The sequence below is a fragment of the Uruburuella suis genome, assembly GCF_022870845.1.
Lineage (GTDB): Bacteria > Pseudomonadota > Gammaproteobacteria > Burkholderiales > Neisseriaceae > Neisseria > Neisseria suis.
The window spans coordinates 828,619-854,437 of sequence record NZ_CP091507.1 but is presented as its reverse complement, the minus strand read 5'-3'; the positions used below and the strand labels follow the sequence as shown (position 1 = coordinate 854,437).

Sequence of the window (25,819 nt, the reverse complement as noted above, 5' to 3'; positions counted from 1 at the left end):
TTAAATTTTATAAAATTGCCGACAAAATAGAAATAAATTGTTGTCAATTTTACCATTCCAAACAAAAGGCCGTCTGAAACTTTTCAGACGGCCTGCCGGCTTTTCAAAACACAGTTTATAACGGATTATACTCATTCTAAAAAATAACCTTACCAAATAAAAGCAGTTCGGCAGCATCATCCGCGTAGGTCGGATTCTTGAATCCGACGTTTAGCCAACGGCCAAAGCGATGTGGGTGCCTTGTTCTACGAACAAGTGTCGGATTCGAGAATCCGACCTACGGGCTGCTTGTTTGTATATTATTTTTTGAATGGGTATTATTGCGTCGGTAATGAAATATCGAACATTTCACAATGCCGGCTACCCGCTCCCATCTTAAGATATCCATCCGAAAAAATAAGATAACAAAGCGGCGAGCCGAAGACAGTACACCTATAGTGGAATGCATAAAAGAGTGACACAGCAGGTAGGTTGGGTTGTAAACCCAACAAATCCACAAGCCGTCTGAAACGTTGGGTTTGTCAACCCAACCTACGCCGTTGCAAAATGTAGTTTTGTGTCACTTTTTCTTGATTTCGGCGTAAGGGACAAAAAAGGTGCTCTTTTGAAGAAACATCTTCCTAAGGGACATTTTAGGTGCTGTTAAGGTTTTTCCGAGAAAAATAATCCTTAATAAACCTTATCTTATTCTCTTTTCTCATGCCCTAGTGACAGCGCAGTTTCTGCTTCATATCCCCAAAACGGCCTTCCAGAAAATTGGTGGTTTTGGGAATGTCCAATTCAGCAAACCGCTCAAAGGCAAACAGATAATCCAAGTTCCGTTTCAGGCTGTTGTAGGCACTGCGAAGCCTCTTGTGCGTGTAGTGTGACTTGCCTGTTTCCGGATGAATGCTACGCTCATTCAAGAAGCTTTTATGTTGTTCAAACCAGTCGTTCAATGCGCTTTCAAACTGGTGCCGGCTGCTGCTTTTCAGGGTAAGCACGAGCTCGCGCAAGTCTTGCGCCGCTACCGTTTTCGGCTTTCGGGTCAGGTAGCGGTTCACCGTTTTGACCTGATGGAAGTGGCACAGCTGCACGGGAATATCGGCAAACATCTGCATCAACCCTTTTTTGCCATCACAGGTAATACTTTGTATATTTATGCCTTTTTCCCTTATTTTGCAGACGGCCTCAAAATATAATGCGTTGGTTTCAGATTTGACTTCATCAACAGACAAAGCCTGCCCACTGATGCCGTCATGCAAAACCATGACGCCGAAACGCCTGCCGAAATAGGTGGTGTCCATAATCAGGTTAACGGTTTGCGGTGTTGCAAATTCATGTTTGGTGACTACTTTGCCCAAATGGCGGCTGATGGTTTTACGGCTGCAATGGAAGTGCTCTGCGAGCTGCCCGACCGTCTGCTTGCCCCTTGAGTAGCGCTGCCATAATTCGTCAGGATTGAGACGCGAACCGCCGCTAAAACGCTTGTCACAAACGTGACATTTATAACGCTGCCGATTATTTTGTTTACCATCTTTTTTGACTTTATTTGAGTGGCAAAAAGGGCATTTTTTGTATTCAAAACCTTTGAATCCTTGAAATCCTTATAGCGTAAGACTTTCAGCAATTTTTAGCACCTTTTTTGTCCCTTATGCCTGCATACTATAGTAGGGCTAGGGCGTCCTGACAATTACTTGTCATAAAAATAATCAGATAAAAGAAAGGCAGATAAGTTAAAATTTTTGTCGCCAAACAAAACATACTTATCTGCCATGCCTCGAACACTACTCAAAGATGAATACTGGTCAAAGCTGTTAAACATTCTGCTCGATTTAGGCGTTTACCACAAGAAAAATCTGCGCCTCAAAATAGAAGGCATACTTTACCGCATCAGAACCGGCATACCGTGGGAAGACATCCCGCCGTTTTTCGGTAAAGGCAATTCCCTGTTGCGCCTCTTCCATAGATGGTCGGAGAAAGGGATTTTTCAAAGCATACTCAATGCCTTGACCGAATTCCCCGATATGGAATGGGTATTTATTGACGGCAGCTATGTCAAAGTCCACCAACATGCAGCGGCAACTGTTGGAGAGGCAGCCGCTGTCGGCCACAGCCGTGGTGGCAATAGCACTAAAATTCATTTGGCTGTCGATGCCTGTGGAAACCCTGTAGGTTTCAAGGTCACATCGGGAACGGTTAATGACATTACTGCGGCACCGGAATTGCTGGATAGCGTAGATTTATCCTCAACCGAAGTGCTGACTGCCGACAAAGGTTATGACTCTGACGCTTTCAGGCAGTTGCTTGCCGATATGGGCATCAGGCCGAATATTCCTTATAAAAAAGACAGGGAGCGTCTGAATGTGTGTATGGATTGGTATTTGTATAAAGCGAGGCATTTGGTAGAGAATGCCTTTGAAAAATTGAAACATTTTCGTGCGGTTGCCACCCGTTACGATCGTTTGAAAAGGCATTATGAAAGCGTAGTTGCTTTAGCTTGTATTATGCTATGGCTGCCTTTATGACAAGTAATTGTCAGGACGCCCTAGGGTCTGTTCACAATTACTTGTCATAAAGGTAGCCACATCACAATGCATCCCAATAAAACCGTGCTGTGGAAGTTGCGCTTTAGCTTATCGTAGCGGCTGGCAATCGCTCGGAAATGTTTCAGACGACAAAAAGTATTCTCCACCAAGTGCCTGATTTTATAAAGATACCAGTCCATGTCTTTATTTTTCTCTTCCCTGTCTTTTCTATAGGGAATATTGGCTTTCGCGCCACTTTCCTCTATCTGTTCCCTGAGTCGGTCTGAATCATAGCCCTTATCCGCATTCACAAGCTCAGTTCCGGCAAGATCGATGTTATCAAGCAATTCCGGCGCAACGCTGATATCGTTGATATTGCCCGCAGTAATGATAATCTCAACCGGATTGCCTGAGACGTCTACCGCCAGATGAATCTTGCTGGTCATCCCGCCCCGGCTCATACCGATTGCGTGTTCCTCTTCTTCGCTGAGCCATGAGGCGCCGGCTGAATGTTGATGCGCCCGAACATAGCTGCCATCTATGGCTACCCATTCCAAATCACAGTCTTGGCTGAGCTTTTTTAAGGCTTCGGCAAAAATACCTTTTGCCGACCAACGGTTATAAGCCGTGTAAACGGTATGGTGTTTGCCGAAATACTCGGGCAGATCGCGCCAAGGGATGCCGGTTCTGACTCTGTATAGGATGCCTTCGAAAATCAGGCGTAGATTGGGTTTGCAATAAACACCCAAATCACGCAGAATGGGCAACAGCTTCGTCCAGTATTCATCTTTGAGTAGTGTGCGGGGCATGGCAGGTGTATTAGGGTTGTGTGAGAGCTCCCTTTTTACACCTGCTTTCCTTTTTATTCAATGTTATGACAAGTAATTGTGAACAGACCCTAGGGGCTGTTCACATTTCATCACGCGGCAATATTTTGGCTCAAAAACGCGCCTGCTGCGTTGAAAATGCTCGCAAGGTGTTCAACCTTGCTGTGCTTTTCGCCTTGCAGCCACGCTTTTGCGCTCAAAATCTTACTCGTGGATGAATTGTGAACAGACCCTAGGCGAGCCAACGCAGTTAGGTTATTTTTCGAATGGGTATGAGAAGGAGCAGCGGCGCAGCGGCAAAGCGTGTACACTGCTTTACAGCTTCGCCTATTCGGCTCTGCGCCAATGGGCAAACCCATTCCAACCGTAAAAAGGAAACCGACAATGCCCCAGCTCATCAAACGCGCCGCCCTTCTTTTGGGCACGCTCGCCACATTGGCTGCCTGCCAACACACCCCGCCGAGCGCCGCAGCCGACACTGCGCTTGACGGCCGCTATGCCAGCGAAGGCTACGCCCAACGCGCACAAGGCTACGATTGGGTGATGGTTACCGTGCGTGGCCAAGCCGACAATAAGCTTGCCATCGACATCAATTCCCGCAGCGACATCAAAAAGCCCACTTGCCGCTTCAGCGGCGAAGCCGTAAAAACCGCCGAAAACCGCTATGAAATCGGCGATAAAGGCTCGAGACTGATATTCGTGTTCAGCCCCAACAGCCTGAGCATCGACTCTGCCGATCCCGTGGCTTTGCATTATCCCTGCTCCGGCGGTGCCAGTTTGGCTGATGTTTACCACAAGCTGTAAATAATACCCATTCAAAAAAGTAATATACAAACAGGCAGCCTGTAGGTCGGACTCTCGAATCCGACACTTGTTCGCAGAACAAGGCACGCACATCGCTTTGGCCGTTGGCCAAACGTCGGATTCAAGAATCCGACCTACGCGGATGATGCTGTCGAACTGCTTTTATTTTGTAAGGTTATTTTTTAGAATTGGTATAAAAAGGCCGTCTGAACGCTTTCAGACGGCCTTTTTCACACTTATCAACAAAAAACCTCAGCCGGCAAATTGCTGGTTCAGCCGCTCTTGGCAGCCGCCCAAATGGCGGCGCATCATTTTGCACACGCGCGCACGCTTGCCCTCGCTGAGCAAATCGAGTATTTCTTTATGCTCTTCGTATGAGCCGTTGTTGCGCACCGGTTTGTCGAACACGGCAATCATCAGCGATGAGCGCGCACACAGCGAATTCATCAATTCGAGCAGCACGGTGTTGTCGAGCAGGCGCACCAATTCCACATGAAATGCATTCACCAGGCGCACCCAGCTCACGCGGTCGCCCTGCTCGAATGCGGTTTTTTCTTTTTCGAGCATTTCATAAAGCGGTTGCAGGCGCGCGGGCAGGTCGGGCAGATCCAGCAACATATCCATCACCATTTCTTCCAAAGCAATGCGCAATTCATACACATCTTTGGTTTCTTTGGCATCGGGCACATGCACAAACGCGCCGCGGTTGGGCTGCAAATCCACGATATGATCATGCGCCAGCAGCGACAAAGCGCCGCGCACGGTGTTGCGCGAGCAACTCATTTGGCGGCACAAATCCGATTCGGTCAGCTTTTTGCCCGGCAGCAGCACCCGGTCGGTGATGGCATCCAAAATGGCGGCATACACGCGGAAAAGCTCCGAATCATGGCGCTCTTCGCTGATCATCGACGAGGCAGTCGGCGCATCTACCAGCATGTCATCTTTATTATTTTCCATAAACCATTCTTGCCGTTGAACACGGCTTCTCCATAATAATCGTCATCAATGCCGCTGGGCGGCAGCCTGCCGAATGGCCGGCAAATTTTCGTTATTATAGCCGATTGTTTGCAATGTGACTGATATATAGTGCAGCAAATAAAAAAGCGGAATCTTTCAAAATTCCGCTTGTGCTTTCAGACGGCCTCGGCGCTTTTTCAGGCCTTATGCCGCTGCAATCTCAAAGCTGTGGCTGATTTTGGCGGCTTTGCCCAACATGATAGATGCCGAGCAATATTTTTCGGCCGACATCTGCACCGCTTTTTCAATCGCCGCTTCTTTCAAATCATGGCCGATCACCTTGAAATGAATATGGATTTCGGTAAACACGCGCGGGGTGTCGTCGGCGCGTTTGGCCGTTACCGTGGCTTGGCAATCCACCACGTTTTGCCGCTGCTTTTCGGCAATCAGCACCACATCGATGCTGGAGCAGCCGGCCACGCCCAAAAGCAGCATTTCCATCGGGCTGGGGCCGCGCTTTACACCGCCCTCGGCCGCCGCGCCTTCCATCACCACGCTGTGGCCGGCTTCGGTGCTGCCAACAAAACACATATTATCCAGCCATTTTGATGTTACTTTCATTGGGTTTCCTTGTGTGATTACGATTGGTGCAGCGGCTCGGCAGACACCAAAATGCCGTCTGCATCGCTATAAAGATAGTGGCCGGGAATAAAATCCACCCCGCCGAACGACACGGTGATGTCTACTTCTCCCGCGCCGGCCTTGGCGCTCTTGCGCGGATTGGTGCCCAGCGCTTTCACGCCGAAGGGCATGGTGTTGATGGCTTCGCTGTCGCGGATGGCACCATTGATTACTGCACCCGCCCAGCCGTTGGCCGCACCCGCACCGGCAATCAAATCGCCCATCAAGGCGCTGTAGAGCGAGCCGCCGCCGTCCACCACCAACACTTCGCCCTCGGAATGGCTGTTCATCAGGGTTTTCACCAAGCCGTTGTCGCGCGCGCATTTCACCGTGCGGATTTTGCCGCAGAAATGGCGGTGGCGGCCGAAGCGGTGAAATTGGGTTTCGCACGAAGGCGTGTCGGGGGCGATGTCGATTAAATCGGCGGTGCTGAAATCGTGTTGCTCACTCATGGTTTTCTCCTGAAAATAGGCGGCGCTGCCGCTTTTTTTTATATACGCAAACAAATGTTCAGACGGCCGCTCAACCCAGCTCGGCCGCGCGCGCCAGCAGCACATCGGCGGCCAAAATGCCCAAGGCGTTGGCGGCCAAAGGGCTGTCGCCGGTGAGCAATTGGCGGTCTTGGCACACTTGGCCGCTCATGCCCTCGTTTACCACTTCCATGCCCAACTCTTTGAGTTTTTGCGCCACCAGCCAGCGCAAACGCCCCGGCATATAGCCGATTTCGATGTTGGCACCTTCATCAAGCGCATCGGGAAACACGCACACTTGATAGCCCGCCAGTGCAAAATCTTTACCCGCTTCGGCCAGCGCCACCAGTGCGGCGGGGCCGTGACACAAGGTGATGATGTGGCGGTTGTTTTGCAGCGCCCATTCGAGCACGCGCTTCACCTCGGCGCTGTGCGGCAAGGCATTGAATGCGCCGTGGCCGCCGGGAATAAACACGCCGATATAGGGCGAATCGGGTGCAAGCACTTGTGCCAATACATCGGCCAGTTTCAAGGGCTGCTGCAATTTGGGCAGATAGGTTTGGAAAATACCGGCCACGGCTTCATCGTCTTTGGGCATGGCCCACATTTCAAACTTGGCCGGATTGCCCGACACAGTGGCCACATCGATTTCAAAGCCGGCTTCGTGCAGATGCAGCATGGGCAGCAAGGTTTCTACCGGATGGTTGCCGGTGGAAAAACGGGTGCCGTTTTGCATGGGCAGATAGCGCTCGTCGGCAGCAATCATCAACACTTTGTATTTGCCGCCGGTGTAGGCTTGCGAAAATTGCACGCCGTTAAAATCGGTTTTCGGCGCCACATAAGCATTCAGGGAAAACTCAGACGGGAAAAACGCGTTGTATTCCGCACGGTCGGGCACGGGTTTTTTGCTTAATTCAGTCATTTTCTGTTTCCTTTATGGTGGGGGTGCATCAACAAAAGTATTCAGACGGCCTCGTTTTTTTTCAGACGGCCTTGTTTAAAGATTATTCAACATCCAATGCACATAGCGGCTCACGCCCTCGTTTACATCAAAAAAGTTGCCTTCGTAGCCGGCGGCGCGCAGGCGCGAAATATCGGCTTCGGTGAAGCTTTGGTATTTGCCTTTGAGCGCATCGGGGAAAGGAATATAGCGTATCAGCTCTTCTTTCACCAATTCCGGCAGGCTCAGCGCGCTCTTGCCCTCGGCCACGCGGCAGGCATTCACGGTGGCGGCGGCCAAATCGTTAAACGGTTGGCTCTGGCCTGTGCCCAAGTTGAAAATGCCCGATTGGCCGGGGTGGTCGAAAAAGAAAAGATTCACCTTCACCACATCTTCCACGCTCACAAAATCACGGGTTTGGCCGCCGGCGGCATAGCCGTCGTTGGCGCCGAACAAATTCACATAGCCGTGTTCGCGATATTGGTTGAAATGGTGGAAAGCCACCGAAGCCATGCGGCCCTTGTGCTGCTCGTGCGGGCCGTAAACGTTGAAATAGCGGAAACCCGCCACTTGCGCGGTGAGCCCGTCGGCAATGCGGCGGCGCACCACTTGGTCAAACAGAAATTTGGAATAGCCATACACATTGAGCGGCTTTTCCAATTCGCGCTCTTCACGGAAAATCTCGCCCTTGCCATACACGGCGGCGCTTGATGCATAAAGATAAGGAATGCGCTCATCTTGGCACCAATCGAGCAAATCGAGGCTGTATTGATAGTTGTTGTCCATCATATAAAGGCCGTTTTGCTCCATGGTGTCGGAGCAGGCGCCATCGTGAAACACGGCTTTGATGTCGTGATAAGGCAGCACATGCTCGCGCACTTGGCGGATAAATTCATGTTTGTCGAGATAATGCTCTATTTCGCATTCGGCCAGATTTTTGAATTTATCGCCGTGGGTGAGGTTGTCTACCGCCACAATATCGGTGATGCCGCGTGCATTGAGCGCTTTCACAATATTGCAGCCGATAAAGCCGGCCGCGCCGGTTACGATAATGGTCATCACTTTTCCTTTTCTGCTGAGGCCGTCTGAAAGGTTTCAGACGGCCTGATAAACAAGCCTTTATTGCTCAAGCAAAGCCGCGGCCAATTCGTCAAACGTGCACACCGCCGTGCCGAGCTTGGCCACCACCACGCCGGCGGCGGTGTTGGCCAGATGCATGGCTTCTATCATATCGAAGCCGGCCGCCAGCCCCAAGCCCATGCTGGCAATCACGGTGTCGCCCGCGCCCGACACATCATACACTTCTTGCGCCCGCGTGGGCTGGTGGTCGATTTGGTCTGCACGGTAAAGGCTCATGCCCTCTTCGCTGCGGGTGAGCAGCAAGGCGGCTAAATCCAGGCGGCGGCGCAAGGCTTGCGCTTTTTCGGCCAGCTCTTGCTCGTTTTTCCAGCTGCCCACCACTTCTTTCAATTCGGCGCGATTGGGTGTGAGCAAAGTGGCGCCGGCGTATTTGTCGTAATCGTCGCCCTTGGGGTCGATCAACACGGGCTTGCCGGCTTCGCGCGCCCAATCAATCAACTCGGCCACATGGGTGAGGCCGCCTTTGCCGTAGTCGGACAGCAACACCACATCGTATTCGGGCAGCAAACGGCGGTATTGCGTTTTCACGGCATCGAGAATTTCGCGGTGCGGCGGCTCTTCGAAATCGAGGCGGATTAATTGCTGGTTGCGCGCCACCACGCGCAATTTCACGGTGGTGGCGATATCGGCATCGCGCAGCAGATGGGCGGCTACGCCGTCTTGCTGCATCAGGCTATCGAGCGCGGCGGCGGCTTCATCGTTGCCCACCACCGATAATAAAGCCGCATGGCCACCCAAAGCGGCGATATTGCGCGCCACGTTGGCCGCACCGCCGGCGCGTTGGTCGACATGGCCGATTTTCGCCACCGGCACCGGCGCTTCGGGCGAAATGCGGGACACATCGCCAAACCAATAACGATCCAGCATCACATCGCCCACCACCAACACGCGGGCTTGGGCAAAGCGGTTTTTCAATTGTTTGTCGTCAACATGAAACATCATCGTTTGCTTTCATCTCCATGATTTAATTTTTCAGACGGCCTTTTTTCAGACGACCTGCCTGCTAAACCAGCGCATTCACTTCGCGCAACACCGCCAGCGGGTCGGCGGCTTGCGTAATCGGCCGCCCCATCACCAAATAGCTCGAGCCGGCGGCTAAAGCTTGGGCGGGGGTCATGATGCGGCGCTGGTCGTCTTGATTGCCTTCTGTGTTCAAGCGGATGCCGGGCGTAACCAACACAAAATCCTCACCGCGCTCGGCGCGCAGCAAGGCGGCTTCGTGGGCGGAACACACCACACCGTCGAGCCCGCTTTGCTGCGCCAGATTGGCCAGCGCCGACACTTGCGCCTCAATGCTGCGCCCCACGCCGGTTTCGGCGAAATCCTGCGCATCCATGCTGGTGAGCACGGTCACGCCGATAAGCAGCGGCTTGTGGGCGCAACCGGCCACGGCCTCAGCCGCGGCGGCCATCATGCGCCGGCCGCCCGAGGCGTGCATATCGACCATCCACACGCCCATATCGGCGGCCACTTTGCAGGCTTGCGCCACGGTGTGGGGAATATCGTGGTATTTCAAATCGAGAAAAAGCTTGAAGCCTTGGTTAATCAGGCTTTCGGCCAAGTGGCGGCCGCTGGCGGTGAAAAGCTCTTTGCCGATTTTGAGCTGGCAAGTGTCGGGCTCGAGCCGGCGCACAAAGGCGAGCGTGCTTTTTTCATCGGCAAAATCCAGCGCCACAATCACGGGCATGCGCGCGGCGGCGGAGGGGAAATCGGTGATTAAAGGGTTCATCATGCATTCCGTTATCGAGCGTTCAGACGGCCTTGGCAATAAGCATACAGGCCGTCTGAAACCGGTGTTTCAAGCAAGAAATTTGGCCGGATTCGCCTGCACATATTCGGCAGCGGCGGCCAAATCTTCATCGGCGGCATCGTAATAATCGCCGTCCAGCTCTTCAAAATCGGCAAAGCGCGCGCGTATGGCTTCCAGCGGTGCGCCTTCATCGGCCAGCGCTTCGATGGCGGCACCGTTTTTCTCATAAAGCGCGCGGGCTTGGTCGATTATTTTCGGCGTGGGCTTGATGCGCCAGCGGCGCAGGCTGTCGGCCAGCGGGTTCATAAACACATACTCGCCGTAGCCTGCGGCAATGAGCTGCACAAAACCGCCCTCTTGCACTTGGCTGTCGAGATAGCAATAGGCCATCAGCGTGTGTTGCTCGTCGTTGAGCGCTTCCATCGCGGCCTCGCCTTCTGCTTCGATAAAAGCCAGATAGGCATCGCTGAGCGTGTAGAGAAAAGCGGCCGGGTCTTGCGGGTTGTAATCCGGTGCGGTGAAGCTTACCATATGGGTTCTCCTGCTTTTATTTTATTCAGACGGCCTCAATCGGCAGGCCGTCTGAAACTTTATACTTCAATGCGGTTGGGAGTGAAGGTTTCCCATTTGTTGCAGGCGGGGCAATGCCAGAAAAACACCTGCGATTTAAAGTGGCAGTTGCGGCAGCGATACATCAGCGATTTTTGCAGCTGGCGGCCGATCACGCCGCGCATCATGTCGGCATCGGCTTTCCAGCTGGGCTCCAGCTCGCTGATTTGCAGGCCGAGCAGGCGGTAAACGCCGCCCAAATCGGGCTTTTGCCGCACCAATTCCACCGCAGTTTGCGCCGCTTGCTGCTCGCCGTGCAAGAGCAGCGATTTATCGTAAATCACATTAATCAGGTCGAGCTGCGGAAAGGTTTTCATATAGCCGGTGAGCACATTGAGCCCTTCTTGCGGCAGGCCTTGTGCATCATAAGCGTCATAAAGGCGCTCGCCCACCATGCTCAAATAGGCATGGTTTTGCTTTTCAATCGCCGAATAAGCTTCAACGGCGGCGGCATAATGCCCTTCTTTTTGCTCGATGTCGCCCAAAATCATATTGGCACGGGTGCATTTTTTATTGGCATCGAGCGCTTTTTGCACGGCGGCGCGGGCGGCGGCAAAATCGGATTTAAACAAAGCCGCCTGCGCCAGCTCGCAATAAAATTGGGCGATTTCGAATTGATAGGTTTGCTCGTCGTGGCTGAGCCATTGCGCGGTGGCGATGGCTTTTTCCCAATCGCGGTCTTGCTGGTAGATATTGAGCAGCACTTGGCGCGCTTCTTTGCCCATATTGCCGCTTTCCAGGCCGAGAAAAATCTGCTCGGCTCTGTCCACAAGGCCGGCGCTTTGGTAATTCTGCCCCAATTCAAACAACACGCGCTCGCGCTTTTCGCCCACGGTGTCGGGCGAATCAAGCAGCGCTTGGTGCATGGCGATGGCTTTGTCGTTTTCACCGCGCTGGCGGTAGAGCTTACCCAGGGTGAGGTTGAGGTCATACGATTGCGGCTGCTGGTCGATCACTTCGGCCAATTCGCGTGCGGCTTTGCCGCTGTTGCGGTCGACCAGCGCATCGAGGCTTTTATAGAAGCCCACCGGCACGCTTTTGGCCTGCTTGAGCACGGTTTTCATGTCTACCCGCGCGGCAAACCAGCCCATGGCGAAAAACACCGGCAACAGGATAATCGGCAGCAGCCACATCCAGATTTCGTTTTCCATGCGCGCTTATTCCTTGGCGGCCGCAGGCACGGCCACATCATGGCTGCTCAGGCGGGCGGATTTCTTCACTTCGGCGCGCAGGCGCGCGTTTTCGTTGCGCAGCGAGAGCAGTCGGCCGAAAAGCGCCAGCAGGCCAAACACCGCACCCACCAAAAAAGCACCAAACAACACCAAAATCAGCGGCAGGCTCACTTCTTGACCGGGCAGATAGAAAAACTGCACCGCCTGCGTGTTGCTCACTGCCAGCAGTAAAAACACCAGCAGCACAATAATTTTGATTATCAAATAAACCGTTTTCATCAAATTCTCCGGAGGATGCGGTTGAGGCCGTCTGAAATAATGCACGGCGCTAGTTTAAACGATTTGTGTAAAGCGCACAAAAAAAGCGCCCTTGCCGGGACGCTTTATCATTAAGAAAACCGGAGCCACGGTTTTATTTTGAAAGCGGAAACACCGCTTTGAGCCACACGGCGTTGCCCTCTGGGCGGTTTTGCGCCACCACTTCTTTCTGCCATTTGAGGCTCGCAAACCAGCCTTTGCCGCTGTCGTATTTCACCGAGGGGCCGATGGCGAAGGCGCGGGTTTTGCTGTGGGCGAGCGTTTCGCCGTGTTGTTTGTCGGACGTGGTTTGTTGCAGCGCATAGCCGCCCACGCCGGCCGTCCAGCCGTTTCCGAATGCCCAGCCGGCGGAATAATCGGCGTGCAATTCGTCGCCGCTTTTATAGTCGGTGTCGCTGTTGCGCTGGTTGAAAATATAGCCGATTTTGGCATCGGCCACCACGCCTTTGGGCTGCACATAAGAAACGGCATACACAGGCTCGACGGCCCAATGGTTGGTGCCGATATTGGCCAGATCGTTTTTATCGTAACGGCCGGTGGGCAGATAGGTGTCGAGCGCCACAATGCTGTGCAGCTTGTCGCTGTGGTGGTAGCCCAGCGCTGCGCCGACCACAATGTCGCCTAGGCCGGTTTTGCGCTGGCGGCGGCTGCCGGCTTCCACTTCCAAATCGACCAGCGGCACGATGGTGTGCAGCGCCAAATCGCCGCCGAGCACTTTTTGCGGTGTGACCCAAATCAGGCGCGGGGCTATCACGTTGGCATTGATGCTGAAATTGGGCATGTTGAGGTTATCGCCGTTGTGGTCGTTGAGGCGGCCGGCGTGATAGTGCTGGCCATACACCATGCCATACACGCCCGGCGGCGGCAGCGCACCGGCCATAAAGCCTTCCACGCCATGCGGGTAAATGGATGCGCCGCCTTCGGTGGCATGCGCTTGTGCGGCCAGCGCCAGCAAGGCGATGGCGGGGAAAATGCGGGTGGGGCTCATGGGGTTTCTCCTGGGGGTTGTTGTGTTTTTTTAGGTGGGTTGCAGGCCGTCTGAAAGCTGACGGGAGCGAATTGCCGCTTGAGTTTCAGACGGCCTGATACAAAAACCAGGCAAGCCTTCGGAAACCCTTTTAAACAATATAAAACAAGAACATGCCGAATCTAAACAGGGTTTATGAGCAAACACGCATGCGGTTTCAGCGTGCTGTATAACGCGCGCGTGCCTATGGCACACACCCTACACACGCTTGCGCTACACGCTTGTGCTTACCAAGGCCGTCTGAAACTCAGTTGAAGCGCACGGAAGCTTGGCCGATGCCGCCGACAGACACCGAAAAATAATCGCCCGGCTGCACCCATTCGAGCGGCACCAGCGCGCCGGACAAAATCACTTCGCCGGCTTTGAGGCCGATGCCGAAGCGCCCGAGCGTGTTGGCGAGCCAGGCCACGCAGTTCACCGGGCTACCCAGCGCGGCCGCGCCGGCGCCGGTGCTGATGATTTTGCCGTTTTTCTCCACCACCATGCCGCAGGTGGCCAAATCAAGCTTGCGCGGGCTCACGGCGGTGTCGCCCAAAAGCAGCACGCCGCAGGATGCGTTGTCGGCAATGGTGTCTTGGATTTTGATTTGCCAACTTTCAATGCGTGAATCCACAATTTCAAAACACGGCATCACGCATTCGGTGGCGGCGAGCACATCGGCGGCGCTGATGCCGGGGCCCATAAGGTCTTTTTTCAGAATAAAGGCGATTTCACCTTCGGCGCGCGGCTGTATCATGCTTTGGCCAACGTCGATTTCCTGCCCCTGGCTATACACCATTTTGTCGGTGAGGTAGCCGAAATCGGGCTGGTCCACGCCCAGCATGTGCTGCACGGCATGCGAGGTGAGGCCGATTTTTTTGCCGACGATGCGCTCGCCCGCATCGAGGCGGTGTTGCAGAAATTGCAGCGAAATCTGATAAGCATCATCAATGCTGATGTCGGGCGCTTGCTCGGTGAGCGGGCGCACGCTTTGGCGGCTTTGCATGGCTTGGTAGAGCATGTGGCCGTAGTGGCGGATATCTTCCGGATTCATGGTTGGCTCCTTTGAGGCCGTCTGAAAAAAGGTTCAGACGGCCTGTTTTGTGTGGGTATGTTGATGCGCTTGTGCAGGCTGAAAAGCAGGTGCGCGGCTTTCGGCCTGCGGCCGAATGTCGGATTCGAGAATCCGACCTGCGGGTTTCAGACGGCCTCATCACATTTTGATGCAGATATTCTTCAGCTCGGTGTAAAACTCCAGCCCGTGCACGCCGCCTTCGCGGCCGATGCCCGATTGTTTGGCGCCGCCGAATGCGGTGCGCAAGTCGCGCAGAAACCAGCTGTTTACCCACACGATGCCGGCCTCTATCTGCTCGGCCACGCGGATGGCGCGGCTGCTGTTTTCGGTCCAGATGGCGGCGGCCAGGCCGTAGCGGGTGTCGTTGGCCAGCGCAATGGCTTCTTCTTCGCTGTCGAAGGGGCGGATGTGGCAGCAGGGGCCGAAGATTTCTTCGCGCACCACGCGGGCATCGTCGGAGAGGCCGGTCCAGATGGTGGGCGAAATCCATGCGCCTTCATTGAGTGCGGCACCCATATCGGGCACGCCGCCGCCGATTTCCACGGTAGCGCCCTCTTCTTCCGCAAGCCGGTAATACGACAGCACTTTTTCGCGGTGCTCAAGGCTTACCAAGGGACCGAAATTGGCTTCCGGATCATCGGGGCGGCCGGGCTTGAGCTTGGCGGTTTCTTCTTTCATGCGGCGCAAAAAGGCGTCAAAAAGCGGCCGCTCCACATAGATGCGCTCGGTGCCGAGGCACACTTGGCCGCAGTTGACAAACGCCGAGCGCATGCTGCCTTCCACCGCTTTTTCCAAATTGCAGTCGGCAAACACAATGGCCGGGTTTTTGCCGCCGCATTCGAGCGAAATATTGCGCAAGCCCACCGATGCGGCCTGCATGATGATTTCGCCGGTGCGGGTTTCGCCGGTGAAGGTGATGGCGTCGATGCCCGGATGGGCGGTGAGGAAAGCGCCGGCCGAATCGGGGCCGAAGCCGTGCACCACGTTAAACACGCCCGGCGGCACGCCGCATTCGTTCATCACTTCGCCAAGCAGCGTGGTGGTGGCGGGGGTTTCTTCAGATGGCTTCACCACCACGGTGTTGCCGCAGGCGAGCGCGGGGCCCACTTTCCAGGTCATCAGCAGCAGGGGCAGGTTCCACGGTGAAATCACGGCAATCACGCCTTTGGGCGTGCGCTGCCCGATGTTGAGCGCGCCGGCGCCGTCGGGCGTGTCGAGACGGAAGGCTTCGGTGGGGTGGTTGGCCAGCGTTTCCGAGAAAGCTTTGAAATTGGCCGCGCCACGCGGAATATCAATGTGCGCGGCCATTTTGTGCGGCTTGCCGGTGTCGCGGCATTCGGCTTCGAGAAATTCATCGAAACGCTCGTTGATGCGCTCGGCCACTTTGTTGAGCAACTCGATGCGCGCGGCTTGGGTGAGCTTGCCCCAAGGCTCGCTCAGGGCGGCGCGGGCGGCGGCCACGGCGGCATCCACTTCTTCCCTGCCCGCTTCGTGCACAAGCCCTATCAGGCTGTTGTCCACGGGGCTGCGGTTTTCAAAAGTTTTGCCGCTTTGCGAGCCGATATACACGCCGTTGATAAAATGTTTGAATTCTTGCATGGCTGGTTTCCTGAATAAAAGTAATCTTTCAGACGGCCTGATAAAGATTCAGGCCGTCTGAAAACATTTAAGTCAACACCGACAAAAAGCGCTCATTAAGCTGGCGGTCGTGATAGAAAATGGCTTTGCCCAGCTCTTGCGCATCCCAGGTGATCACGGGGTGGTCTTGATAGCGGTAGCCGCCGCCGGCAAACACTTCGTTGCGGTTGCCCGAGGGGTCGAAGAAATAAATCGTCTGCCCCTGCGTGAGGCCGTGGCGGGTGGGGCCGATGTCGAGCGAAGTGTCGGTCATGGAAATCAGGTCGGCCGCCATCAACACATCCTGCCAAGTGTCGAGGTAAAACGAAGCATGGTGAAACTTGCCTTTTTCGGCATGCTTGATAAAAGCCACATCGTGCGCTTTCATCGACACGCTCAAAAATTGGGCAATGCGCTCGCCATCGGGCGTGAGCACCTGCTCGGCCAAATCAAAGCCCAACACTTCGTTAAACAATTTAAACGTGCCGTCGAGATCATCGCCATAAAGCAGGCAGTGATCGAAACGGGTGGCCTTCATACCTTTCAAATCGCGCGGCCAAGCTTCGGGGTTGTGGCTGCCGATGCCGTAGCGGTCGTTTTGCTCTTTGTCGGCATAAAGCTCAAACACATGCCCCGTGGGCGCGGTGAAGCGCACGCGCCGGCCGCAGCCGGCCAACTCACCCGCTTCGATTTCGGCCACATCCAAGCCGCCGAAAGCTTCCAGCTCTTGCTTCAGCTTACTGAGCGTGGCGTCGTCCACCACCTTGAATGCCATAAAATCCATGCCCGCGCTGTCGGCTTCGCGCAACACCACCGAAAATTTGTCCACTTCGGTCAAGCCTTTGAAATACACGCGGCCTTGTTCATCTTGGCCGGCCTCAATCAGGCCGAGCAAGTCGCGGTAGTGGGCGATGGCCTCTTCCATATCCAGCACACGGATTTGCACGTGGCCCGGACGCATTACACCTTTTCTCATCTCGCTACTCCTTTGGTTTTATTTCTGTGGGGGTGCCGGCCGGCACAAACGAATCGCGCCGCACCGGCTCTTCGGGCGATATTTCCATATCGCTCTGGGGAAACACCCGGCAGGCCAGCACCACGCCCTGCCGGAGATCTTCTTCATTAATGTGCGCCTTGCTCATGGCTTTGCTGCGAAATTGCCCCGACCACACACGCACCCGGCACACGCCGCAGCCACCGCCACGGCAGCCCGCGGCCACATCCCGATTGCAGCGGCGCTCCAACGCGGCCAACAGCGATTTACCCTCGGGCACCTCCACACACAGCGGCGGCGCGGCTTCTTTTTTGATGCAGACAACAGGGCACACTTCACACCTCCTGATATTGAAATATTGTTTTTTAAACAAGTGCTTATTCAATTTAAGGCCGTCTGAAACTTTTTTCACCGAGCCGCCAAACGTGTGCGTGGCTGCGCCACATACCCTACCGCGGGGCAACGCTTGCTTGTTTCATGTGCGGGGTGTGTGCCATCGGCGCGTACGCGTTTTTCGGGTTAAACCCTAACGCCCGCGCGCTTTGGCCGATTCACCGGCGATGCCGAAATGCTGTTTGGGCATTTCATTAATCAGCACCCGCACCGATTCTTTCGGCGCATCGAGCGCGCGCACCAGCGCTTCGGTTACTTCACGAATCACGGCTTCTTTTTGCGCATCGCTGCGGCCTTCCATCATGTGTATCTGCACAATCGGCATGTTTTTCTCCTTATTCCCATCCCCAAAAGCAACCTTGCTGCGTTGTTTCGCCTTGCAAGCTTACTTTTTTGAATGGGTATGATTTGTGAACCGTTTTACTCAACGCGCCCGCTGATGCTGCCCAAGCCCTGATAGCGCACGCTGAAAGAATCGCCTTTGTTTACCTGCACCGCCGCGGTGATGGCGCCCACCATCACAAAGCTGCCGGCCGGCAGATATTCGCCGCGCTCGGCCAGCATATTGGCCAGCATCGCCACCGAAGCGGCGGGGTGGCCGAGCACGGCGGCACCGGCACCGGTTTGCACCACTTGGCCGTTGATTTCCATCACCACGCCCAGCGTTTTCAAATCCAGCTCATGCACCGGCCGGGCGCGGCCGCCCGTGATAAAGCGACTGGAGGAAGAGTTGTCGGCAATCACCGATTTCAGGTCGAATTTGAAATCTTTGTAGCGCGAGTCGATCACTTCCAGCGCCGGCACCACAAAATCGGTGGCAGCGAGCACATCGCCGATGTGGCAGCCGGGGCCTTTCAAATCGGCTTTGGTCACAAAAGCCAGCTCGGCTTCGATTTTCGGGTGGATGAGTTCGTCATACACAATCGCGCCGCCGTCGGGCACGCTGAAATAGTCGGCCAAAAAGCCGTAGCAAGGCTGGGCAACGCCCATCTGGCTCATTTTCGCCCACGAGGTGAGCCCCATTTTCATGCCCACGATTTTGGTGCCGCGTGCTTCTTTGCGGCGGCGGATCGCCCACTGAATATCAAACGCATCTTGATAATCCATATCGGGAAAATCATCGGTGATTTTGGTCACTTCGAAAGCCTGCAATTCGGCGTTTTCCAAGTGCTCGGCCAATTCTGCAATCTGCAGGGTGTTTAAGGTGCTCATGCGCGGTGTCCTTTCTGTTTGGCCATGGTTAAGGCCAAGTCTTCAATCATGTCTTCCTGCCCGCCCACGGTGCCGCGGCGGCCCAATTCCACCAAAATATCGCGCGCGCTCACGCCGTATTTCTGCTCGGCGCGCTTGGCAAACAGCAAAAAAGAGGAATACACGCCGGCATAGCCCAGCGTGAGCGCGTTGCGGTCGATGCGGATCGGGTGCTCCATCATCGGCACCACAATGTCTTCGGCCGCATCCATGATTTTGTAGAGATCGATGCCGTGCTCGGCACCCATGCGCTCGAGCACCGCCACCAACACTTCCAGCGGCGTGTTGCCCGCGCCTGCGCCCAGGCCGGCCACGGAGCCGTCGATGCGCAGCGCACCGGCTTCCAGCGCGGCGAGCGAGTTGGCAATGCCCATGCCCAAATTGTGGTGGCCGTGAAAGCCGATTTCGGTTTCAGACTTGAGCGCTTGGCGCAGTGCGCCGATTTTTTGCGACACTTCATCAGGCAGCATGTAGCCCGCCGAATCGGTGCAATAAATGCAGTTGGCGCCATAGCCTTCCATCAGCTTGGCCTGCGCCACGATTGTTTCAGACGGCACCATATGCGCCATCATCAAAAAGCCCACCGTGTCCAGCCCCAAATCGGCGGCTTTGCTGATGTGTTGCTGCGACACATCGGCCTCGGTGCAATGGGTGGCCACGCGTATGCACGACACGCCCAAATCTTTGGCCATCAAAAGGTGATCCACCGTGCCGATGCCGGGCAAAAGCAGCGCGGAAACCTTGGCCTGCTTCATTTTCGGCACCACCGCGCCCAGATAGGCTTCGTCGCTGTGGGCGGGAAAACCGTAATTAAGCGAAGCGCCGCCCAAGCCGTCGCCGTGGGTGACTTCAATCATCGGCATGCCGGCTTCATCAAGCGCCGTGGCCACGGCCACCATTTCATCCAGCGAAATCTGATGGCGCTTGGCGTGCATGCCGTCGCGCAGGCTCATATCGTGCAAAATGGCTTTTTTACCTTGCAAATTCATGGTTTTCTCCTTAATTCAACGCGCCGGCAGTTTCAGACGGCCTTGAGCCGCTTCTTCGGCAAACATCTCGGCCGTGCGCAATGCGGCGGCGGTCATGATGTCGAGGTTGCCGGCATATTCGGGCAGAAAGTCGCCCAAGCCGCGCACTTCCATAAACACCGACACTTTATTGCCGTCAAACACAGGGCCATTTACCAGCGTGTAGCCCGGCACATAGCGCTGCACTTCGGCCACCATCTGCTTAACCGATTCGGTGATGGCCGCCTGATCGGGCTCGGTTTCGGTGAGGCAGTGAATGGTGTCGCGCATCATCAGCGGCGGCTCGGCCGGGTTGATGATGATGATGGCTTTGCCCTCTTTCGCGCCGCCCACCGAAGCCACGGCCGCGGCGGTGGTGCGGGTGAATTCATCAATGTTGGCGCGCGTGCCCGGCCCCACCGATTTGGACGACACCGTGGCCACAATTTCGCCATACGCCACCGGCTGCACGCGCGACACCGCCGCCACAATCGGCACCGTGGCCTGGCCGCCGCAAGTGACCATATTTACATTCATTTCCAACTTATCGGCATGCGCGCGCAGATTCACCGGCGGCACGCAGAAAGGGCCGATGGCTGCGGGCGTGAGGTCTATCATCATCACGCCCAATTCATTGAGCTTGCGGCTGTTTTCCGCGTGGGCATAAGCCGAAGTGGCATCGAAAGCGATGCGGATATCGTCGGCCAACACATGCTCAAGCAAGCCGTCCACACCCGTGGCGCAAGCCTTGATGCCCATTTCGGCGGCACGTTTGAGGCCGGCGGATTCAGAGTCGATGCCCACCATCCACACCGGCTCTATCCATGCCGAGCGCTGCATTTTCATCAGCAAATCGGTGCCGATATTGCCCGGCCCGATAATGGCCGCTTTTAATTTTTGGTTCACGACTGTTTCCTCTTGTATTTGGCTTTCAGACGGCCTCTGATTTCATACAGGCCGTCTGAAAAGCCTTGTGGTTTGCCAAATCAAATCTTTTTAAACAAAGCCGAACGGGTGGCGCTGCTGCCGTCGGCGGCGGTGAGAAAGCGCTCCATATGAATATCGCGCTCAAACAGGCGGCTCTGCATCAGCGTGGACACGGCCGCATCAATCATCGGCGGCGGCCCGCACAAATAAGCCTTGTGGCCGCTGCATCGGCGGCTGAAATAATCGGCCACGGCTTCGTGCACAAAGCCGTGAAAGCCCTGCCAGTTATCCTCCGGCAATGCGGCGTTGAGCGCGGGAGGAATATAGTGAAACTGCTCATGCGCCGCGGCCAGCGCTTCAAAGCGCTCGCGGTGGTAAAGCTCGGCCACATTGCGCGCGCCTTGGAAAAGATAGATTTGGCGCGCATCGCCCTCTTCGATTAAATCGAGAATCATCGCTTCGGGGCTCGACAAACCGGAGCCGCCGGCGATAAAAATCACATCTTGCGCATCGGATTTGCGCACGAAAAACTGCCCGTAAGGCCCTGATAAATCGAGCGTGTCGCCCACTTTCAATTGCTCGTGCAGCCAAGTGGTGGCCGCGCCGCCTTCCACCTTGCGCACATGCAATTCAACCGTGCCGCCCTGCGAGGGCGGGTTGGCAATCGAAAAAGCGCGCGTGCCCTCCACGCCCGGCACTTGCAGATTGATGTATTGCCCCGCCTGAAACGGCATATAGCGGTCAAGCTTGAGCGTGATGCCCAGTATGGTGGGCGAGAGCATGGCCAGCGCCCTTACTTCGGCTTGATAATCCTGCACCGGATGGCCGGCGAAATCGGGGTCGACATCAATATCGGCTTCGATGGTCATATCCGATTCGGGCAGGCAGCAGCAGGCCAACACCTTGCCCTCGTCGCGCTCCACATCCATCAGCGCAAACGAAGAAGCATTGCCCGCATCACCAAAGCCCTCGAGCACCTGCACTTTGCAGGTGCCGCAAGTGCCGTGGCCGCAGGCAAACGGCAGCCACACGCCTTGGCGCAGCGCCGCAGCCAGAATGGTTTGGCCCTCTTCCACTTCGATCACATCGCCGGTGGGCTCAACAGTTACTTGATAGCTCATGGCTTGTTTCCTTATTTCCCATCACAAATCGCTTGGTTTTCAAAAAGCGGCGGTTTTCAAATCTGCCGGTTTGCACGCTCACCCCCCATATCAACTGCGTCGGTCGGGTTCTCGAATCCGACACTTGTTCGTAGAACAAGCTTTTCAGGGTTGCGGCGAATGTCGGATTCGAGAATCCGACCTACAGCTGAAGCCCGAAATGTTTCAGACGGCCTTACACGCTTATCACCTACTATTCGGGCGGGTACAAATGCTTGAACAGCTGCAATCTTTCAGACGGCCTGTCATCCAACCCCCTCACCCTCAGGGAAAAGGCTGGAGTGAGGCTGGCAAACCGCAGGTTTACATCACCCCACATGCCATATCGCGCCAAATCCCTACCCGCTCACACGCCGCTGCCCTGCCAGCCGTTGAGGCCGGGGGTTTTGAAACGCAGCAGCGATTTATGGTCGAAGCCGAGCTCAGCCAGGGTTTTGCCGTCATCGGGCTGCAAGGGCGCATCGTTGAGCTGCCATTGCACTTCGCTCCATTTGATGTGCTCGAAATCGGGATGCTGGCCGAAGCCTTCTGCCAGCACTTGCTCGCGCAAGGCCTGAAAAGGCATATCGGGCGGCAGCGGAAAGGTTTTGGCGGCGCAAAACAGCAAATGCTCGTCCCAGCCCACATAAACAATAATGTTGCCGCCGAAGTTTTCGCGGCGGTCGCGGATGTCGCCGCGGTAATCGGGGGTGATGGCTTTAACCGGCATGGTGTTTCTCCTCAGTTTTGTTGTTTTGTTTTCAGACGGCCTGTGTCGGCTTGAGGCCGTCTGAACGTTTGGGTTTAAGCCGCGCCTTTTTTCCATTCGTTCCAGCGCCGCTCGTCGGGCGAGCCTTTCATGTCGAGGTTGTCGGCACCCACATTGATGCGGTAATACTCACTCAACACTTTTTCCAAATCCGCGCCCCCACAGTTGCCCTGCAAAATCTGGTGCACCGGCAGCCAGGCTTGGGCGAATTTTTCAGGCTCGTTCACAAAAATATCGTGACAGCCGTCGGAGCACATGTGGTAGCGCTCGCCTTCAAACATGGCGTTGCGGTAGCTGATTTGGCCGGGGTCGCTCTGCATTTCGGTGAAGCCCATCGGCACTTGGCACACTTGGCACAGCTGCGGCAGGCCGCTGGAATAAAAGCGCTTGCCTTCGGCTTCCATTTTTTTGGCCAATTCCCAACGCGGGCGGTAGTATCGGTCGAAAGTTTCAGGGTATTTTTCGCTCAGCCAATCGAGCTCTTCATCGGTGGGAATCCAGGTGTGGAAGCCCGCCGCATGGCCGAAGTTGTAGAAAATCCACCACGCTTGATGCGAAATGTGTTCTTTTTCTTTTTCAATCACTTCGCTGTATTTGGGCGCGCGGATGCCGTAGCGGGCCAAATCTTTGAAAAGCGCGCCGCCGGCTTCTTCGAAATACACTTCCCAAGCTTCTTTCCACGACATCACTTTGTTGGGCAGCATGTAGTCCATCATCATCGCCACGATGGAAAGCAGCCGCGTGCCGCGCCAAAACCATTTGTCTATCCACATTTGCACGATGGGCAGGTTGTCTTCGTGCTGCTCAAGCAGGAATTTGATGATTTCGAGGCCGAGCGTCATGTGGCGGGCTTCGTCGGATTGGGCGCTGAAGCCAAACGTCACCGTGGCCATGTCGCCGTTGTGCGCCGCGCCCGACATAAAGGGCACAAACAAAAGATTGGTCAGCACGTATTCAAACGAAAAGCTGATGGCGAGCAGAAATTCAAACGGCCCGGCCGAGCGCGCGTCTTCAAAAAACGATTTGGGCACGGAGAGATACCACACGCGGTCGTGCATATGGCTCCAATCCTGAAAGCCGTCGAAGAATTTGTTGTAATGGCTCATGGCGTGGATTTGCGTTTGCACATGGCGCAATTCGTCGATCGACTGCATCTGGCAGGCAATGCGCGCGCCGATGCCGCCGAATTGCCGCCCCACATGGGCATAGCCCTGAAAAGCCTGATATTCGAGCGGGGTTACGCCGGTGAGGAAAATCTTGATGGCGTTGAGATAGCGCGGGTCGGAAATATTCATTTGGCCGTTGTTTTGCGCAAATGCATCGAAAATGGCATAAAGTTTTTTCTCTTTTTCGGCTTGGTATTTCCAATAAGCATCCATGGTGAGGCGGAATGGGTCTTCCCATTTCGACCAATCGGTGATTTTGATGCCCTCGAAATCTTCATAAGGGAATGCCTGTTTGCGCTCTTGATAGGAAAATTCCCAATCCAAATCGCGGGTGAGCAGGCGGTATTTGTCTTTAATATTGAGCTTGGCTGCCATTTGTGTTTTCTCCTCTGCCCAGCCGCTTAGCGCTGCCAGCTCAGGCTGAATTGTTCGTCGTCTTCATCCACGTTGCCGCCGATGGTGATCAAATTAAGATGCAATTCCTGCACATCCCAGCTTTGGCCGAGCTTCTCTTCCACCGTGCTGCGGCGCACCACCAGCGAATCTTCGCGCTCCATGCGTATCATCGCGGGCTGGTAAATCACGGTCACGTTGGGGTTGTCGGCTTCCACCGCTTCCACGATGTAGCGCGACAAATCGTTGTCTTGCAGCGCCAGATATACTTTCGACATCACTTTCTCCTTATCTTTTTTCAGACGGCCACGCCGGCTTTGGCGGCGCGTTTGCCGATTTCTTCTGCCGCAGCGCTCATTGCGCCCTCTGCCGCATCGCCCAGCAAAGCTTCGGCCACTTCGCCATAAGCCGCGGCCACTTGCGGCTGCCATTTTTCCAGCCAGCCGGCCAGCAAGGCGCGGTTGGCTTCACTCTCGGCGGCGGCGGCTTTAAACACGCTGTCGCTCCAGGCGGAAATGTCTTTCAGGCAGTCGTGCATAAATTCGGTGAGCATGGCCATATCGCGCGCACCTTGTCCGGCCAACGCCTGCTCGAGGCCGGTGTAGAAAATCTGGCGGATGTGGCTGTCTACCAGCAAAGCCTGCACCCAAAAAAGCGCAAACCAATCTTGCTCCACCAGCATCTCTTCGCACAAAGCGCGCACGCCCTGCCAAGCCGGGTGGCTCATCCATATTTCTTTGGCCTCGGCCAGCGATTGGCCGCTGTTACCGTCGAGCAGCAGGCCGATGCGCGACAAGTATTGCGCCATGCCCATCCGGTCCATGCCGGCATAAAGGCAGGCCTGCGTGATGGCGGTGCCGTAGCCGTAGGCCGCGCCCGACATATGGTTCAGATTGGCGGTTTGCTCCACATGCCGCAGCGGCAGCAGGCCGAACACCACCGCTTTGCGCGCTTCTTCGCCGATAAAGCCGGCCAAATCGCGCTTTTCGAAAAAAGCATAATTGTGTTCGGCCGCATCCTGCATACGGGCGCGGTTTTGCACATAAGCGCCGTAGTAAAACTGGCGCGGGTCGCGCAAGGCATACCAATCGGCCATTTCCAGCGCGGTGTAGTGCTTGTCGTTCAGCTCTTTTTGCGGCTGCCACAGCGGCCGATAGTGAAAATTGGCGGTGGCCTGCGCATCATAAGTGGCTTCCTGATAGCGGGTGGCCGGCTTTTCACCGAAACGGCGCGCAATATTGGCATAGGTGTGGCGCACCGGCGCGATGGTGGCGGTTTTGATTTCCAGAGTCATACAAAGCTCCTGCAAGATGGGTTTCAGACGGCCTGCTGCTCTTGATGCAGCGGCCCCACAAGGGTGTTTTCGCCGTAGCGCCATTTTTCGGCCTCGGCATCGTTTTGCGCCATTTGCGCCGCACTCATTTCCACCACTTCGTTGTGGCGGCAGAAATCGGCAAAGCTTTGCGGCGGCATAATCAATTCCACATAAAGCGTCGGGTCGTTGATGGCAAAATCAAACTCCACAAAACGCGCCCCCGGCTCACTGCGTATGCGGATGTATTTCACCAGCCCGCCGGCAGCCTGATTTCTTAATTTATTTTTTTTCATACATTTCTCCCGAAAAATCCAAGCAGCTTTACATTTAGCAAAGCAAATCATGTGCCAACTTTTAAAAAACAATATACAATATTGATATATAATCAATTTATTATTTAACCCGCTAAAAGCCCCTATTTTTTATCCGGCTTTTTTCACCATTTGATCAAATTCAAAAAAGCCGTTTAAGCATTTGCTCAATTTATCTCATTTACATAAAAATAATACCCGCCGAAAGCATTGACACCCCCGATTCAACGGTGCCACTATCACAAAAAACATCCGGCCAACGCCGCTTTCGGCGCCGCCGG

At 55.0% G+C, this 25,819-nt stretch carries 27 protein-coding genes and 2 pseudogenes; 2 read left to right on the top strand and 27 right to left on the bottom strand.

Going from position 1 to position 25,819, the window contains the following annotated elements:
- Positions 1–704: 704 nt before the first annotated feature.
- Positions 705–1,541 (bottom strand): annotated as a pseudogene (locus LVJ78_RS03760) (IS256 family transposase, variant Zn-binding type); the annotation flags it as partial.
- 213 nt (positions 1,542–1,754) lie between these two features.
- On the opposite strand from LVJ78_RS03760, the gene LVJ78_RS03750 reads away from it, so the two are divergent.
- Entirely contained in the window at positions 1,755–2,507 is a 753-nt protein-coding gene (locus LVJ78_RS03750) for an IS5 family transposase (RefSeq protein ID WP_244802559.1), read from the top strand.
- Between the two features lie 44 nt (positions 2,508–2,551).
- Here LVJ78_RS03750 and LVJ78_RS03745 read toward each other — a convergent pair whose 3' ends face one another.
- Complete coding sequence (locus tag LVJ78_RS03745; protein ID WP_244802560.1) at positions 2,552–3,316, bottom strand: IS5 family transposase; 765 nt, start codon at positions 3,314–3,316, stop codon at positions 2,552–2,554.
- A 402-nt stretch (positions 3,317–3,718) separates the two neighbouring features.
- On the opposite strand from LVJ78_RS03745, the gene LVJ78_RS03740 reads away from it, so the two are divergent.
- Positions 3,719–4,138, top strand: coding sequence for a hypothetical protein (locus LVJ78_RS03740; protein ID WP_132953950.1), 420 nt, complete (start codon positions 3,719–3,721; stop codon positions 4,136–4,138).
- A gap of 252 nt (positions 4,139–4,390) precedes the next feature.
- On the opposite strand, the gene LVJ78_RS03735 is transcribed toward LVJ78_RS03740, so the two are convergent.
- The 25 genes and pseudogenes from LVJ78_RS03735 to LVJ78_RS03615 all read right to left on the bottom strand — a co-directional run bounded on the left by LVJ78_RS03735 (position 4,391) and on the right by LVJ78_RS03615 (position 25,520).
- Positions 4,391–5,095 (bottom strand): GntR family transcriptional regulator, encoded by a 705-nt coding sequence (locus LVJ78_RS03735; protein WP_132953951.1) that lies wholly within the window; start codon positions 5,093–5,095, stop codon positions 4,391–4,393.
- Between the two features lie 204 nt (positions 5,096–5,299).
- Positions 5,300–5,716 carry an OsmC family protein gene (locus LVJ78_RS03730; RefSeq protein ID WP_132953952.1) on the bottom strand — a complete coding sequence of 139 codons (417 nt, stop codon included), beginning with the start codon at positions 5,714–5,716 and terminating at the stop codon, positions 5,300–5,302.
- 17 nt (positions 5,717–5,733) lie between these two features.
- Entirely contained in the window at positions 5,734–6,228 is a 495-nt protein-coding gene (rraA, locus tag LVJ78_RS03725) for a ribonuclease E activity regulator RraA (protein ID WP_132953953.1), read from the bottom strand.
- 70 nt (positions 6,229–6,298) lie between these two features.
- Complete coding sequence (gene hchA / locus LVJ78_RS03720) at positions 6,299–7,168, bottom strand: glyoxalase III HchA (protein WP_132953954.1); 870 nt, start codon at positions 7,166–7,168, stop codon at positions 6,299–6,301.
- Between the two features lie 75 nt (positions 7,169–7,243).
- Positions 7,244–8,245: an ADP-glyceromanno-heptose 6-epimerase gene (gene rfaD / locus LVJ78_RS03715; protein WP_132953955.1), complete on the bottom strand. Its 1,002-nt coding sequence runs from the start codon at positions 8,243–8,245 to the stop codon at positions 7,244–7,246.
- 60 nt (positions 8,246–8,305) lie between these two features.
- Positions 8,306–9,268, bottom strand: a complete 963-nt coding sequence (gene rfaE1 / locus LVJ78_RS03710; protein WP_132953956.1) for a D-glycero-beta-D-manno-heptose-7-phosphate kinase — start codon at positions 9,266–9,268, stop codon at positions 8,306–8,308.
- A gap of 61 nt (positions 9,269–9,329) precedes the next feature.
- Positions 9,330–10,055 (bottom strand): orotidine-5'-phosphate decarboxylase, encoded by a 726-nt coding sequence (gene pyrF / locus LVJ78_RS03705; protein WP_132954006.1) that lies wholly within the window; start codon positions 10,053–10,055, stop codon positions 9,330–9,332.
- A 69-nt stretch (positions 10,056–10,124) separates the two neighbouring features.
- Positions 10,125–10,607, bottom strand: a complete 483-nt coding sequence (locus tag LVJ78_RS03700) for a DMP19 family protein (protein WP_132953957.1) — start codon at positions 10,605–10,607, stop codon at positions 10,125–10,127.
- Between the two features lie 59 nt (positions 10,608–10,666).
- The gene (lapB, locus tag LVJ78_RS03695) at positions 10,667–11,836 is read right to left on the bottom strand and encodes a lipopolysaccharide assembly protein LapB (RefSeq protein WP_132953958.1); all 1,170 of its coding nucleotides are present in this window, start codon (positions 11,834–11,836) and stop codon (positions 10,667–10,669) included.
- A 6-nt stretch (positions 11,837–11,842) separates the two neighbouring features.
- A complete protein-coding gene (locus LVJ78_RS03690) occupies positions 11,843–12,136 on the bottom strand; it encodes a LapA family protein (protein ID WP_132953959.1) in 294 nt (97 codons plus the stop codon).
- A 133-nt stretch (positions 12,137–12,269) separates the two neighbouring features.
- Positions 12,270–13,163 (bottom strand): SphA family protein, encoded by an 894-nt coding sequence (locus tag LVJ78_RS03685; RefSeq protein WP_132953960.1) that lies wholly within the window; start codon positions 13,161–13,163, stop codon positions 12,270–12,272.
- Positions 13,164–13,449: 286 nt separating this feature from the next.
- Positions 13,450–14,235, bottom strand: coding sequence for a 2-oxopent-4-enoate hydratase (gene dmpE / locus LVJ78_RS03680; RefSeq protein ID WP_132953961.1), 786 nt, complete (start codon positions 14,233–14,235; stop codon positions 13,450–13,452).
- Positions 14,236–14,394: 159 nt separating this feature from the next.
- On the bottom strand, positions 14,395–15,855 hold the full coding sequence (locus LVJ78_RS03675) for a 2-hydroxymuconic semialdehyde dehydrogenase (RefSeq protein ID WP_132953962.1): 1,461 nt from the start codon (positions 15,853–15,855) through the stop codon (positions 14,395–14,397).
- Positions 15,856–15,922: 67 nt separating this feature from the next.
- Positions 15,923–16,849 (bottom strand): catechol 2,3-dioxygenase, encoded by a 927-nt coding sequence (locus LVJ78_RS03670; RefSeq protein WP_132953963.1) that lies wholly within the window; start codon positions 16,847–16,849, stop codon positions 15,923–15,925.
- 4 nt (positions 16,850–16,853) lie between these two features.
- Positions 16,854–17,201 (bottom strand): 2Fe-2S iron-sulfur cluster-binding protein, encoded by a 348-nt coding sequence (locus LVJ78_RS03665; protein WP_207894305.1) that lies wholly within the window; start codon positions 17,199–17,201, stop codon positions 16,854–16,856.
- Positions 17,202–17,393: 192 nt separating this feature from the next.
- Positions 17,394–17,591 (bottom strand): annotated as a pseudogene (locus LVJ78_RS03660) (4-oxalocrotonate tautomerase); the annotation flags it as partial.
- A gap of 89 nt (positions 17,592–17,680) precedes the next feature.
- A complete protein-coding gene (gene dmpH, locus LVJ78_RS03655; protein WP_132953965.1) occupies positions 17,681–18,472 on the bottom strand; it encodes a 2-oxo-3-hexenedioate decarboxylase in 792 nt (263 codons plus the stop codon).
- The gene (dmpG, locus tag LVJ78_RS03650) at positions 18,469–19,500 is read right to left on the bottom strand and encodes a 4-hydroxy-2-oxovalerate aldolase (protein WP_132953966.1); all 1,032 of its coding nucleotides are present in this window, start codon (positions 19,498–19,500) and stop codon (positions 18,469–18,471) included. Before dmpG ends, dmpH begins: the two co-directional genes overlap by 4 nt.
- A gap of 15 nt (positions 19,501–19,515) precedes the next feature.
- Complete coding sequence (locus LVJ78_RS03645) at positions 19,516–20,424, bottom strand: acetaldehyde dehydrogenase (acetylating) (RefSeq protein WP_132953967.1); 909 nt, start codon at positions 20,422–20,424, stop codon at positions 19,516–19,518.
- A gap of 80 nt (positions 20,425–20,504) precedes the next feature.
- A complete protein-coding gene (locus LVJ78_RS03640) occupies positions 20,505–21,566 on the bottom strand; it encodes an NADH:ubiquinone reductase (Na(+)-transporting) subunit F (RefSeq protein WP_132953968.1) in 1,062 nt (353 codons plus the stop codon).
- Positions 21,567–21,951: 385 nt separating this feature from the next.
- On the bottom strand, positions 21,952–22,314 hold the full coding sequence (locus tag LVJ78_RS03635) for a phenol hydroxylase subunit P4 (protein WP_132953969.1): 363 nt from the start codon (positions 22,312–22,314) through the stop codon (positions 21,952–21,954).
- Positions 22,315–22,388: 74 nt separating this feature from the next.
- Positions 22,389–23,894 carry an aromatic/alkene/methane monooxygenase hydroxylase/oxygenase subunit alpha gene (locus LVJ78_RS03630; RefSeq protein WP_132953970.1) on the bottom strand — a complete coding sequence of 502 codons (1,506 nt, stop codon included), beginning with the start codon at positions 23,892–23,894 and terminating at the stop codon, positions 22,389–22,391.
- A 26-nt stretch (positions 23,895–23,920) separates the two neighbouring features.
- Positions 23,921–24,190 (bottom strand): MmoB/DmpM family protein, encoded by a 270-nt coding sequence (locus tag LVJ78_RS03625; RefSeq protein ID WP_243650349.1) that lies wholly within the window; start codon positions 24,188–24,190, stop codon positions 23,921–23,923.
- A 20-nt stretch (positions 24,191–24,210) separates the two neighbouring features.
- Complete coding sequence (locus tag LVJ78_RS03620; RefSeq protein ID WP_132953972.1) at positions 24,211–25,206, bottom strand: aromatic/alkene monooxygenase hydroxylase subunit beta; 996 nt, start codon at positions 25,204–25,206, stop codon at positions 24,211–24,213.
- A gap of 23 nt (positions 25,207–25,229) precedes the next feature.
- Positions 25,230–25,520 carry a phenol hydroxylase subunit gene (locus LVJ78_RS03615; protein WP_132953973.1) on the bottom strand — a complete coding sequence of 97 codons (291 nt, stop codon included), beginning with the start codon at positions 25,518–25,520 and terminating at the stop codon, positions 25,230–25,232.
- Between the last annotated feature and the right edge of the window lie 299 nt (positions 25,521–25,819).